The sequence below is a fragment of the Brevibacillus sp. FW306-2-1A-C05A genome (genome assembly GCF_058781555.1).
Map to the genome: position 1 here is coordinate 1 of NZ_JBYSWV010000024.1, position 13,354 is coordinate 13,354.

11 protein-coding genes and 1 rRNA gene are annotated in these 13,354 nt (G+C 54.8%); 7 read left to right on the forward strand and 5 right to left on the reverse strand.

All coding sequences use genetic code 11. The annotated features are described in order from the left end of the window. The 5 genes from AC3WJN_RS15145 to AC3WJN_RS15165 all read left to right on the forward strand — a co-directional run. Positions 1–350: ribosomal RNA gene (locus tag AC3WJN_RS15145) — 23S ribosomal RNA — on the forward strand; the annotation flags it as partial. A gap of 307 nt (positions 351–657) precedes the next feature. Next, complete coding sequence (locus tag AC3WJN_RS15150; protein WP_005832185.1) at positions 658–1,332, forward strand: response regulator transcription factor; 675 nt, start codon at positions 658–660, stop codon at positions 1,330–1,332. Beyond that, positions 1,332–2,621, forward strand: coding sequence for a sensor histidine kinase (locus AC3WJN_RS15155; protein WP_005832186.1), 1,290 nt, complete (start codon positions 1,332–1,334; stop codon positions 2,619–2,621). Before AC3WJN_RS15150 ends, AC3WJN_RS15155 begins: the two co-directional genes overlap by 1 nt. 142 nt (positions 2,622–2,763) lie before the next feature. After that, entirely contained in the window at positions 2,764–3,057 is a 294-nt protein-coding gene (locus AC3WJN_RS15160; protein WP_005832187.1) for a HesB/YadR/YfhF family protein, read from the forward strand. 141 nt (positions 3,058–3,198) lie between these two features. Further along, complete coding sequence (locus AC3WJN_RS15165) at positions 3,199–4,107, forward strand: hypothetical protein (protein WP_007782530.1); 909 nt, start codon at positions 3,199–3,201, stop codon at positions 4,105–4,107. 75 nt (positions 4,108–4,182) lie between these two features. On the opposite strand, the gene menC is transcribed toward AC3WJN_RS15165, so the two are convergent. From menC to AC3WJN_RS15185, 4 genes are all read right to left on the reverse strand, one after another. After that, entirely contained in the window at positions 4,183–5,331 is a 1,149-nt protein-coding gene (gene menC / locus AC3WJN_RS15170) for an o-succinylbenzoate synthase (RefSeq protein WP_005832191.1), read from the reverse strand. Between the two features lie 56 nt (positions 5,332–5,387). Beyond that, positions 5,388–6,530, reverse strand: coding sequence for a M20 peptidase aminoacylase family protein (locus AC3WJN_RS15175; protein WP_005832192.1), 1,143 nt, complete (start codon positions 6,528–6,530; stop codon positions 5,388–5,390). A gap of 96 nt (positions 6,531–6,626) precedes the next feature. Next, positions 6,627–8,045: a YfcC family protein gene (locus tag AC3WJN_RS15180; RefSeq protein WP_005832193.1), complete on the reverse strand. Its 1,419-nt coding sequence runs from the start codon at positions 8,043–8,045 to the stop codon at positions 6,627–6,629. A gap of 180 nt (positions 8,046–8,225) precedes the next feature. Then, positions 8,226–10,247, reverse strand: coding sequence for a sigma-54 interaction domain-containing protein (locus AC3WJN_RS15185; RefSeq protein WP_005832195.1), 2,022 nt, complete (start codon positions 10,245–10,247; stop codon positions 8,226–8,228). Between the two features lie 227 nt (positions 10,248–10,474). Here AC3WJN_RS15185 and AC3WJN_RS15190 point away from each other — a divergent pair, with 227 nt between their 5' ends. Beyond that, positions 10,475–11,146, forward strand: coding sequence for a LytTR family DNA-binding domain-containing protein (locus tag AC3WJN_RS15190; RefSeq protein ID WP_005832196.1), 672 nt, complete (start codon positions 10,475–10,477; stop codon positions 11,144–11,146). Between the two features lie 150 nt (positions 11,147–11,296). After that, on the forward strand, positions 11,297–12,808 hold the full coding sequence (gene scpC / locus AC3WJN_RS15195) for a succinyl-CoA:acetate CoA-transferase ScpC (RefSeq protein ID WP_035317175.1): 1,512 nt from the start codon (positions 11,297–11,299) through the stop codon (positions 12,806–12,808). 175 nt (positions 12,809–12,983) lie between these two features. Here scpC and AC3WJN_RS15200 read toward each other — a convergent pair whose 3' ends face one another. Further along, a complete protein-coding gene (locus AC3WJN_RS15200) occupies positions 12,984–13,298 on the reverse strand; it encodes an MFS transporter (protein ID WP_007782542.1) in 315 nt (104 codons plus the stop codon). Positions 13,299–13,354: the final 56 nt, after the last annotated feature.

Consider the following 13,354-nt stretch of genomic DNA (forward strand, 5'->3'; position numbering starts at 1 on the left):
CTGTTCGCCCATTAAAGCGGTACGCGAGCTGGGTTCAGAACGTCGTGAGACAGTTCGGTCCCTATCTGTCGCGGGCGTAGGAAATTTGAAAGGAGCTGCCCTTAGTACGAGAGGACCGGGGTGGACATACCGCTGGTGCACCAGTTGTTTCGCCAGAAGCACGGCTGGGTAGCTATGTATGGAAGGGATAAGCGCTGAAAGCATCTAAGCGTGAAGCCCCCCTTAAGATGAGATTTCCCACAGCGTTAAGCTGGTAAGACCCCTCATAGACGATGAGGTTGATAGGTTCGGTGTGGAAGCGCGGCAACGCGTGGAGCTGACGAATACTAATCGGTCGAGGACTTATCCACACATCTCTTAGCAAACATGCGTATTCAGTTTTGAAGGAATGAGAAAAAAGCTGTATTCTCCATTACTCACAAAAGTAATCGGGAATACAGCTTTTTTGCATAGATCAGGCAACAAGACAACGACGCTCTGCTTTTGGCTCTCAAATCTCATTCAAAAGAACGAATGCTCTAATGAAAGTGTCTGTCTACTCGCAAGCATTGTGATTCCGGTCGTTTATGCTATGCTGGATGAAATAACGATTCATGCTGGAAAAGAAGAAGCATATGAACAACAACAGCTAGCTGTTATAGATGAAAGGGGATATACATGCTGATTCTTGCAGTCGAAGATGAACAAGCCCTGCTACAGACTATTGCTGGCGTTTTGAGCGATGAAGGCTATCAAGTGGATACGGCTGATCGGGGAGATGATGGCTTGCTGCTGGCGCAGCGAGGCATTTATGATTTGCTTGTACTCGACATCATGATGCCGGGCATGGATGGCCTGACTCTGGTTAAAACGCTTCGTGCCAAAGGAATGATGACCCCTGTTCTGTTCTTGACGGCAAAGGACAGCGTCAAGGCGAGAGTCGAGGGACTGGATGCGGGAGCCGATGATTATCTGGTCAAGCCTTTTGCCGCAGAAGAGTTGACGGCAAGAGTGCGAGCCTTGCTGCGGCGCAACGGAAAGACCGGCACAGAAGGCGAAATGGCATACGGCCCGATTTCGTTAAAGGTAAATGAATACGACGGCTTTGTGGATGACGAGCCGATGAAGCTGACCACGAAGGAATACGAGCTGCTCAAATATTTTCTGCAAAATCGGGAGCAAATCCTGACGCGCCAGCAAATTTTTGACCGCGTATGGGGCATCGACTCAGAGGCGAATTACGGAGTAGTCGATCTGTACGTCCATTATTTGCGCAAAAAGCTGGGAGCTTACGAAAGCTACATTCGCACGATCCGCAACGTGGGCTACATTTTGAAAAAGGAAGAACGGTAATGTTTCGAAAAACGCGGATTCGCCTGGTGACACTGAATGTCATCGTGGTATTTCTGCTGCTCAATGCGTTGGGGAGTGCCGTTTACTATACGATGAAGTATCGGCTGTACTCGCAAGTAGACCGCGAGCTGGAGAAGGTGAGTCAGCGGCTTACGGTAGACCCTCTGCCTCGCTTGCAGCGGATTAACGATGATCCTTTTCCTTACAATCGCCTGGAGCGAAAAAAGTACATGGATCTCGATCGCAGGTACGCCCTGCTGGTCTGGGATAGCTTTGGCCGGGTGATCGGAACGGCTTTTGGCGAGCGTCTGGAGCCGGAGGAGTTGCCGAACTTTTTCCATATCGGCAAGCCGGACGGCATCGAAACCGTGACGATCAAAGGACAGGTATATCGGGTACAGACGGTCACCGTGCCGAAAAAAGTCGTCGTGGGCGATCACTTGCAAGTAGCCTACCAGTTTCAGTTGATTTACAATCTGGCGCCCGAGCAGAACATGCTGAGCAGCCTGTTGTACGTCGTGGTCATTGGCGATATAGTGAGCATTGTCATTGCGATCATCGTCGGCTGGTTTTTGGCGAGACGCGCCCTCATCCCGATCCAGGTATCGTGGGAAAAGCAGCAGCAGTTTATTGCAGATGCCTCGCACGAGTTGCGCACGCCGTTGACAGCGATCATGGTCAATCTGGAGCGGCTGTTCCGCCATCCCGATCATACCATCGAGCAGGAAAGCGAAAAAATCATGATCGGCATGCAGGAGGCGAAGCGGTTGAGCAAGCTGGTAGCCGACCTGTTGACGCTCGCCCGCAGCGACTCCAATGAACTGCAGATTATGAGCAGAAAATTTCGGCTGGATGAGATGGTGCAGAAATGCACGCAAGTATTTTCCCAGCTCGCCATCGTGAAGGAAATCAGCCTGGAGACAGCGATTGAGGAGCCGCTGGAGATCGTCGGGGACGAGGAGCGCCTGCACCAGCTCATGGTCATTTTGCTGGACAACGCTCTCAAGTACACGAACAAAGGCGGCACCATTTTTGTTTCGTGCAAAAAAGAAGGAAACCGCGTCGCCATTCTGGTGAAGGACAGCGGGATCGGCATTTCCAAGGAGAACATTCCATTCCTGTTTGATCGTTTTTTCCGGGTGGACAAAATGCGTTCGCGTGCGACGGAAGGAACTGGGCTCGGCCTGTCCATCGCCAAGTGGATCGTGGACGCCCATCACGGCAAAATTACGGTAAGCAGCGAAGAAGGCATAGGAACGAGTTTTTTGGTTACACTTCCATTGAAGTAACAGAAGAAGACCGCTTTTCCGAAAAGGAAAGCGGTCTTTCTTTTCCGTTCCGCCGCATGGGGCGAGTGCGAATAATATACTTTTTTGCTTTACATATTTAGAAAGTCAGGTAAACTACAAGGGAAGAGAGGAGTGACGAGCGATGAAACTGACAGTAACGGCCCCGGCGGTAGCGTGGTTCAAGGAAGAGTGGGGATGCAAGGAAGGCGACAGCGTCCGCTTTTTTGTCCGCTATGGAGGCGTGAGCACGGTGCAGGATTCGTTTTCCATGGGGATTGCCAAAGAGCAGCCGAACGAAGTCGGGCTTTCTGCGGTAGTAGACGGCATTACCTTTTACATGGAGCAGGATGAGCTGTGGTATATGAATGGAAATGGACTGATCGTCGACTACCGACCGGCGACGGATGAAGTGGATTTCAAACTGGATGAAGCGTGAGCAAGCAGCGAACCGCTCAATCTGATACAAACGATACCGAAATGACTCCCGAAGCAGGAGTCATTTTATTTTTATACTTAACAAACAAAAATATTTATTATATTATGAATCTATACCCGATTGGAAAAAGGAGGATGGAGCATGCGGTTACTCGATTCGTATTTGGAGCTTAGCGTAGTGGGAATAGCGCGGGCCGCGCAGGCAGGCTGGTTTGGAGGGCATTACGGTGCGGCTTTGTTGGCGGGCTACTACATGGATCGCGAGCATGAGCTGCCTGAGCATGTAAAAGCAGGAATTGAGCGAACCTGTGAGGCGTTTCGGCGCTTGCAGCCGGAATGGTTTGCGCCGCTGGGTCAAGAGGAACAGGCTGATCCGGCTTTGCTGCAGCAGGTCGTTGACGGACTGACGCAAAATGTGAAGCAACTGCGGACATCCGGGCATGGGCTGGCATTGGGCGTGCTGGCATTGAAGGCGTTGCGGGATCGGCCCGATCTGGTTCGTCCGAGCGTGGTCGCCGGATTGGTCGAAATGCTGAAAAAGACGACAGAAGACAGACCGACGCGCTATTGGGGCATCGACAGCTATTTTGCCGTCACAACTGCGGATGTGGCGGAGGAAGTGGCTCCGTACGACACAACCGAGGAGATGGCGCGAAGGACGTTTGCCGAGCTGCATACCGTCGTGCCGGGGCGAGTGATCGACGGGCAGCGCTACCACTTTGCAGGCGAGGTCGTCCACAGCGTGACGCACGCGCAAGCTTTGACGGACCTGGAGCGCTTCGGATACGGGGAGTTGGTGCAGGCAGGCATCGTGAACCACCGGATTCAGACTTACCTCAATCGGCAGATGCCGGAGTTTGTTTTGGCGGATGAGGTGAAGGAGCCTGCGTTTGCGTACATTTTTTCGCCTGCATACTGGGAAAAAACGTACAGCGACCCGCATGCGCTGAAGCTTCCTTATGCGGCGCTTGATCTGCTCGGAAGACTGCCTGCCGGGGAGCGGCCGGATGCCGAACGCAATCTGTGCAAGCTGTTGACGACGATGGAGTAGACAGACGAGCAGACGGGCGTTAAAAAAACAGGGAGGCTGCTGTAGCGCTCCCTGTTTTGCCTGTGGCTATGTGGCCTACCAGTTCGGAATGACGGTAGTGGTAGATTCTTGATTCGCAAAGTAGCTCTTGTGCTGAACGAGTGCGCGGAGAATGGCGGCTTCATTGATTGTATAACCAATGCCGGCTCCGGTTGGAACGGCCAGTACGCCCGGCGAAACGAAATCGATCATCGGCGTCACTACATCCTCTGTAAAATAGCGGTGCGAAGGGGACGTGTCGCCCGGGATGGTGAAATTGGACAGCGAAGCGATGGCGATGTTGTGCGCGCGGCCGATGCCGACTTCCTGCATGCCGCCGCACCAGACGGGAACGCCTTTTGCCGCGCACAGGTCATGGAGCTTCCTGGCATCGGTCAGGCCGCCGACACGCCCGATCTTGATGTTGATGATGCGGCAGCTTCCCAGTTCAATCGCTTTGCGCGCATCCTCCACCGTATGGATCGACTCGTCGAGGCAGATCGGCGTTTTCAGTTCTCTTTGCAATGTCGCATGGTCGATGATGTCGTCGTGCCCCAACGGCTGCTCGATCATAATCAGCCCGAAGTCGTCCAGTTGCTTCAGCATGTCGATGTCTGCCAGCGTATAGGCGGAGTTGGCATCGGCCATCAGCGGAACGTCCGGACCAAAGGTGTGACGGATCGCCCGGATCGGCTCTACGTCAAAGCCCGGTTTGATCTTGACCTTGATTTTTTTGTAGCCGTCGCGGATAAAGCTGTCTACGCGCGCAAGCAGCTTCTCGATCGTCGGCTCGATGCCGATGCTGACCCCTACGTCAATCGTCGTCCGGGTTCCGCCAAGTGCCCGGGAGAGGGACATGCCGTTCATTTTCGCATACAGGTCCCAAACCGCGCCTTCCAACGCCGACTTCGCCATCTGGTTGCGGCGCATCCAGGAAAAGATTTGCGATACTTCATCAGGGTGCTCGATTTCACGGGAAAAAAGTTGTGGAATCAAATATTTTTCCAGCATATACCAGACTGTATCGACATCCTCCTCGTTGTAGACCGGAACGTCCATCGCGACGCTCTCGCCGAAGCCGACATGTGTTCCGCTGTAGGCGCGGACGAGAATACATTCCTTGTGCGTCTCCAAGCCCATGCTGGTGACAAAAGGGGCTGTCAACGGGATTTTGATTCTTTGCAGATCGACGCGTTCGATTTTCATGACCATCTCTCCTCAGACTTGGGATTCGTATGAGCGATGGCGGCGCACAGGCGGATTTACTTGCCAGCGTGCCGCTCAAACGTGGTGAGTACTGTACGGGCCAAAATCTCGATCCCATCCAGCAGCGCTTCTTTGTCAAATGTCATCTGCGGATGGTGCAGGCCGGGTGCGAGGCCGCAGCCCAGTCCCAGCATCGTCGCGCGCAGGTGAGGGCGCTCCTTGGTGTAATAGTGAAAATCTTCCGCGCCTGGCGTCTGAATCGGCGCTTCCAGACGGTCTGCGCCGAGCGTCTGCACAATCGCCTCGGCCATGATTTGCCGCGCCTCTTCGTGGACTTCGGCGGCGTACACCCGCTCGGTGATGTCATAGGACAAGTCTACCTCATAAAGCTGGGCGACGTGCTGCAAAATGTGCTCGACTCTGGAAAACAGCGCGTCGATGACAAGGTTCGTCTGGGCGCGCAAGTCCAGGTGGAACTGGGCCGAGCCGGGAATGATGTTGCTGCTCTTGCTGCCCGCAGAAAGCTGCGTCATTTTCACGGAATAAGGGACGAGCGGATCGAGGTGAATCCCTTTGAGTTGCTCGACGATCGCCGCTGCCACCTCGATGGCATTGACGCCAAGGTGCGGGCGCGCCCCGTGGGCATCGTCTCCCTTGATTTGCCCGAAAATGGTGCCTGCCGCGCCGTGCATGATGGCAGAGGCAGCCGTGCCGCGCGGAATCTCCTGAACCGGGCGCAGATGGACGCCGTACAAATAGTCGATGTCGTCGACCACTTGTTTTTTTACCATAGCCAAAGCGCCGTTTCCGCTTTCCTCCGCCGGCTGGAAAATCAGCTTGAGGCGGCCGGGGAGCTGGATGTTTTGCGCCTGCAACACCATGAGGACGCCCAGCACCATCGTCATATGGGCATCGTGCCCGCAAGAGTGGTTCGCCTGGAAGACGCCGTTTACCTCCTGCCAGAGCGCATCCATATCTGCCCGCACGCCGACCGTCAATCCTCCCGGGGTCAAGTCTCCCCATTCCGCCACCACTCCGGTTACGTCGTCAAACGTCGTGACCCGGCAATGACGCTCCTGCAAAAAACGGGCGATATAAGCGGTCGTTTCTACTTCCTGCCAGCTAACCTCCGGATGTCGATGCAAATGCTCGTACAGAGAAAAAATGGCGGGCTGCAATTGTTTGATTGTTGTGCGCATGGTTCCTCCACAGGTTTGCGGCTGGGGCTGCGCCACAGCGGGGTGCATGCGACGCAAGCCAGCTTGTTTTGAAAAGGGTGTGCGTCGTCTTTAGCTCTAGGAAACGCCGATGGTTACAGCGACGATCAGGGCGATGGCGGCGATGACGGCCCAGCCGAGAAGCAGCTTCCAAATGAACTTGACCCATTTTTCATACGGAATGCCAGCGACAGCCAGATAGCCCATCAAGGCAGAAGAAGTCGGAATGATCGAGTTCGTCACCGCATCCCCGTACTGGAAGGCAAGGACGGCGACCTGACGGGAAATGCCCAGCAGGTCGGCGATTGGCACCATGATCGGCATCGTTGTCGCCGCTTGGCCGCTGCCGGACGAAATGAACAGGTTCAACACCGCTTGAATCAGGAACATGGCCAGCACGTTGATGGCATCCGGCAAATGGCCGATGGCGGAAGTCAGCGCGTAAATCATCGTGTCGATAATTTTTCCTTCTTCCAGCACGACGGTGATCGCCCGGGCGAAGCCGACGATCAGGGCGCCGAAGGTAACGGCTTTGGCGCCAGCGACAAAGGAGTCAAACAGCTTGTTTACATTCAGCCCGCCGACAAGCCCGGCAACCAGTCCCATGATTAAAAAGGAAGCGGTAAGCTCGGTCAGGAACCATTCGTACTCGAACACGCCGTAGACGTTGAAGGAGAGTCCACAGACCATGACCAGAAAGACCAGCTTGTGGCGTCCGTTGAGATCGGGAATTTCGACGGCGACTTGTTCGTCGCTTTCCTTTTGCTCGATCGCGTAAATGACGCTCTTGGTCGGGTCTGCCTTCACCCGGTAGGCGTAGCGCATGACGTACCAGATGGCAAAGCCGAGGACAAAGACGTACACGATAGCGCGGAAGGTCAGACCGGAGAAGAGCGGCAACTGCGCCAAAGACTGGGCGACCCCTACCGTGAACGGATTGAGCATGCCGCCCATGAAGCCGGCCGCTGCCCCCATCGTAATCATGGCGGTACCTGTTACGGCGTCAAAGCCCATTGCGCGGGCGAGAGCGATGCCGATTGGCACGAAAATAATGCTTTCTTCCGCCATCCCCATCGTGAAGCCGCCGATGGAGAAGAGGAACATGGATGCGGGGATCAGGAGCTTTTCCCTGCCTTCCAGATAGCGGACGCCTTTGTTGATGCCCGCCTCAATGGCCCCCGTCTGGCGGATGATTCCGAAAACGCCGCTGACGATGAAGATGTAAAAGATGATTTGCGAGCCTTTTTGCATCCCTTCAGGAATTGCTTTGAACATGTCGAAAAAGCCGACAGGGCTGCTCTCGACAGCGTGATAGCTGCCGTTTACCACGATGGTTCTGCCCGAGGCGTCGTCCTTGATGCGTTCGAACTCGCCTGTCGGAAGCACGTAGGAAGCAAGCGCTGCCAAAATGATGATGATAAAGAGAATGGCATAAGTGTGCGGGACGGAAAAACGTTTTTTGGCTGGCGCTGCTGGAGAAGAATGTTTTGTAGCCATGAGGTCACCTCGCTTTTTTGCCTTTTCTATAAGCAAGTGGCGTGCCAACTGTCGAAATTTCGCGAAAAAAGGCGTTTTCATTGGACGGAGGGTGGCAGCGTCCAAACGAAAACGCACTCTTTAGGAATGTTTATTAGGATTTATTCGTCCTAATACAACCTAATATTCATTTGCCTTGCACTATATTTTTCCATATTTCCTCAACATTTCGATGCCGTCACGGGTGATCGAGGTTCCTTGACGGGTTGTGCCTGAGCGCACCAGTCCAAGCTGCTCAAGCTGTTTCAAGCGGTTGCGTAGCGCGCTTTCCGTCCAGCCGTTCGCCTGCAGGACGGGGGTGTGCGCCAGTTGGTAGCGCCCCACTGGTTTGTTGGCGAGGTAATATTGATACAGTCCGAGCAAAATATCCAGATTCCGCTCATCCTCGAGAGGCACGGCCGCCGCTGCGGATTGCTTTTGAAATATCCGCTCGGTCAAACGCTTGGGCAGGTCGGCAATGCCGATGACAGGATGCTCGCTTACCGTAATGGCGTAGTCCACGACGTTTTTCAGCTCGCGAATGTTGCCTCGCCAGTCGTGGGCGAGCAACAGCTCCATGACTTCCGGCGACCAGCTTTTGCGAATCCCTTGCTGCTTCAAGTGATCGTCAATCAGCAGCGGAATGTCGCTCGTTCGCTCGCGCAGCGCCGGGATTTCGATGGGCAGGACGGCCAGCCGGTAAAACAAGTCTTCGCGAAAAGCGCCATCCCGGACGGCATCCTCCAGATTGCGGTTGGTGGCAGCGATCACCCGGCAGTCTACGGACAAAATCCCTGTGCCGCCGACGCGGATCACTTGCTTTTCCTGCAGGACGCGCAGCAGCTTGACCTGGATCGCGGGGGAGATATCGCCAATCTCGTCGAGAAAAATCGTGCCGCCATCCGCCTGCTCGAACAGTCCGGGCTTGCCTCCTTTGCGCGCGCCTGTGAAGGCTCCGTCCTCGTAGCCGAACAGCTCGCTCTCCAGCAAGTTTTCCGGCAGGGAGGCGCAGTTGATCGCGACAAACGGGCCGTTTTTGCGCAGTGAATGCTGGTGGATCGCGTGGGCGAACAGCTCTTTGCCCGTCCCGTTTTCACCCGTGAGCAGGATCGTCTGGTTGTTTTTCGCCATCTTTTTGCTAAGCTCGATGGCGTGCAGGAGCGGCTGGCTGCTGCCTTTTATATCAGCAAACGAGTAGGTAGCGGTGTGGCCGCGCAGGGCGAGCTGGGTGCGCAGGCGCTGGATTTCCGTCACGTCTTTCAGCGTACAGACGAAGCCGAGATGCTCATGGCTGCGGCGAATGCTGTGGCTGCTGACGATGAATTGCCGCTGGTCGATGGCGATGAGCGCATCCTCCTGCCCCTCCTGTTCAAAAAAGGGGGCGAGCAGGCCGTGTTCCTTGAGGATCGTATAAGGCTTGCCGATAACGACCGATTCGTGCGGACAGAACAGCTCGACGGCGACATCGTTAATGAACGTGATTAGACCGTCCTCATTACAGGCGATGACCGGATCCTTCACCGCCTGAAAGGTGGATTGAAGCTGGCTGTTGAGCTTTTGCACTTCGGCGTAGGAAGTGCCGAGCATTTTGGCCAGCTCGGACATTTCCACGATGAAGGCGGAGAGGTATTGCCGCTCCCATTCAATCGGGACGCCCACCTTGCGCCCGGTATCAATCAGATCGTGAATGCTGATTTTGCGAAAGCCGAGGTCGATGACTTCCACGTGAGGGGGCAGCGGCACATCGGGAATGCTCATAATGATCGCATACCGAAAGCGCTCCTCGAACGTACTGCCTGGGTGAAAAGGGACGTAATTCAGGTGGTCAATCTTGACTTCCAGCAAGTTTTGGATGACCTCCTGGGCTGTGACCGGCGAGTTGTTCATGACAGGCACGGTCGTTCCGGGCGGGATTTGCATCAGCGCCTTTATTTTGCGCAGTTCAAAAAAACGGTTCAGCACGGTAATCGGGACCGTTTCGGGGACGGCCTGACGGGCGATCGTGTACAACTCAGGCGCCCTGGTCGTAATGAAGACGTGGGACACCCCGGAGAGGTCAGGGATTTGTTCGTGGCTGGCAAAGCCGATGACCTTGCAATAAGGCTCAAAATACGCCCGCAGCTCCTTGAGCAGAAAAGCGAGCGTGTCGGTTCCTTTTGCAATCAAGACAATGGTGTGGTCCATGGTGCACCGCCTTTTTTTGTACAGACTAAAGCTTTCGCCAATGGCTTGGCGCTGCCAAGTTTTCGCAAAAAACTGTTGATACCATGATAGCACAACGGCTGTCCCGCAACGGATGGATTCCCTTGTCTGCGCAGGAAAGACAAGGATTGATCTGCCGGGAGGGAAGTGTGGTTTAATAGAAGAAAGAGAAAAAAGAAAAAGAGTGAAGAGGAGCAGGAGGATTCAGCATGGAGAACAAGATTGTTCCAGAAATGCTGCAGATGATTGGCCAAGCTGTGCCGGAAGAAGTGTCGATTGCGATCTCGGACGGCACCCAATACTTGTATTATCAGCCAAGCTCAAACATTGATCTGAAAATCTCCCCGGGCGACCAGGTCCCGATTGGCTCTGCCACGCACAAGGCGCTGATGGAGAGAGGAAAAGTCGGACATCAGGTGGAGAGCCGCATTTTTGGCGTGCCGTACTACGGTTTGTCGCTGCCGCTGTTCCGCGGGGGAGAGGTCATGGGCTGTATTACCGCCATCTATCCTTTGCAAAGCGTTCCGCTGGCTAATCCGCAGCCTAGGCTGTCGTTTTTGATTGGAAAAGGGGAAGATGGCTGGCTGCCGATTCCGCTGCACGAGATTGTTTACATCAGCTCGCACGAGGGCAAGACGCTGCTGCATTCGGCAAGCGGGTCGTACCCGAACAAATACAGCATGTCCGAGCTGGAATACATGCTTCCGCCTGAGCGGTTCGCGCGTTGCCATCGCTCTTATTTTGTCAATCTGGAGTCCATCGGCTTTATCCATCCGCATTTCCATTCGACTTTCATGCTGGAGATGAAGGACAAGCAGAAGACGAGAGTTCCCGTGAGCCAGACGTATGCCAGCACGTTCCGGCAACTGCTCGGCTTCTAGCTTTTGCAGGCCCCTTGCCAGTGAGAATGGTTCGCTGTCTTTTTTGCTAACTCGCTGCTCAAATATTCTGCTTTGTTGAAAATCGAGTGCCCGCTCAGAATTCTTGTGCTAGTGTATGAACAAGAAAAGATGGCATAGGGGGTCACAATGATGTGGGAGCGCTTACGCGATAAAAGATTGGCAGATAAAATCGTGACGGCTGAGGAAGCAGCGAGTTGGATCGAGGATGGCATGACAATCGGGTTAAGTGGTTTCACTCGTGCAGGGGATGCCAAGGTTGTACCGCTCGCATTGGCAGAGCGAGTCAAACAAGACAACAAGCCTTTTGGCGTGAATGTATATACAGGAGCTTCGCTCGGATCAGACGTGGACGCTGTCATGGCGGAGGCGGGCATTGTCAACAAGCGGCTGCCTTTTCAAGCCGATCCGGTCATGCGCAAAAAAATTAACGACGGCAGCATGATGTTCGTGGACCAGCATTTGTCCCACACCGCCGAGCTGATTCGCCAAGGAGCGATGAGTGCGATTGATTACGCGATTGTGGAAGCGGTTGCAATCACAGAGGACGGCATGATTATTCCCGCCACTTCTGTCGGCAACTCGAACATTTTCGTCGATTACGCGAAGCATGTCATCATTGAATTGAATCTCGCCCAGTCCGCTGAGTTGGAGGGCATTCACGATATTTACACGCCAGCGAGCCAGGGAGCGCGCGAGCCGATTCCGCTCACGGCGGTAGACCAACGGATAGGAACAGCGGGCATTGTGGTCGATCCCGAAAAAATCAAAGGCATTGTGCTGACGAACCAGTTGGATTCGCCGTCGACAATCGTCGAGCCGGACGCGGAGACGGCTGAAATCGCCGCTCATCTGATCGCGTTTTTGCGCGAGGAAGTCAAGGCGGGACGGCTGCCGGAAAATCTCGCGCCGCTGCAATCGGGTATCGGGTCTGTCGCCAATGCCGTGTTCAACGGTTTTCTCGACTCCGAGTTCACCGATCTGACCGTTTACTCGGAAGTGCTGCAGGACGCGGTCTTTGACCTGATCGACGCGGAGAAAATCTCGTTTGCTTCCGGTTGTTCGATCACGCTGACGGCTGACAAAATGCAGTACGTCACCGAACATTTTGCCAAATACCGCGACAAGCTGCTGCTGCGTCCGCAGGAGATCACCAACCATCCGGAAATCATTCGCCGCCTGGGGCTGATCGCCATCAATACGGCGATTGAGGTGGACATCTACGGCAACGTCAACTCGACGAACGTTTCGGGCAGCAAGATGATGAACGGGATCGGCGGATCTGGCGACTTTGCCCGCAATGCGCGTCTGGGCATTTTCGTAACCAAGTCGATCGCCAAAGGCGGAAAAATCTCCAGCATCGTGCCGTTTGCCTCCCATGTCGATCATACGGAGCACGACGTCGACATCATCGTCACCGAGCAAGGGCTGGCTGATTTGCGCGGGCTGGCACCACGCGAGCGCGCCTTGAAAATCATCGAAAACTGCGCGCATCCAATGTACCGTGAGCAGCTTAAAGCGTACTATGAAGAAGCGCTCACTCGCGGCGGGCACACTCCGCACGTACTGGAAAAAGCATTTTCCTGGCACGTGCGCTACGCCGAGGAAGGAACCATGCTGGAGCAAAAGCCGGCGCTGGTGTAAGTTGTATCGAACCGTATCATAGAAACAAACCCGCTCGGGCGCTGCTGCCTGGGCGGGTTTTGCTTTGAAAAAAGCGGGCGCGCCCGCCAGAACGCGAGCAGTTGCTGCTCTAGCGGGTGTTGTGAGTAACGCAAGTGATTTCTGTTTTTTCGCGTCTGCGGTTGCCAGACCTTGCTTACGCGCTTTTCGCCTTTCGCGCCTCTTTTGGCTGGGCAAACGAAGCCAGGGCAAAGCCGAAGCCCGCGAGCACGAACAGACCGCCGACCCAGCTTATGTGCCAGATTGCCGCATGGTTGACGATGACGCCGCCAAGTCCCGCGCCCAGCGCCAGCCCGAGCTGAAAAACGGATGTATTGATGCTGAGCGCCACTTGCGAAGAGTGCGGGGGCAACGAGATCAAGTAATACTGCTGGGCAGGGACGGTCGTTTGCACGGCAGCTACCCAGAGCATGACGGCGACGATTGCGCCTGCCAACAGCTTTGTCGACATCGGCAAAAAAAGCAGGACGACCGCATGGAGCAGCAGGCTATTCCTATACGCTGATC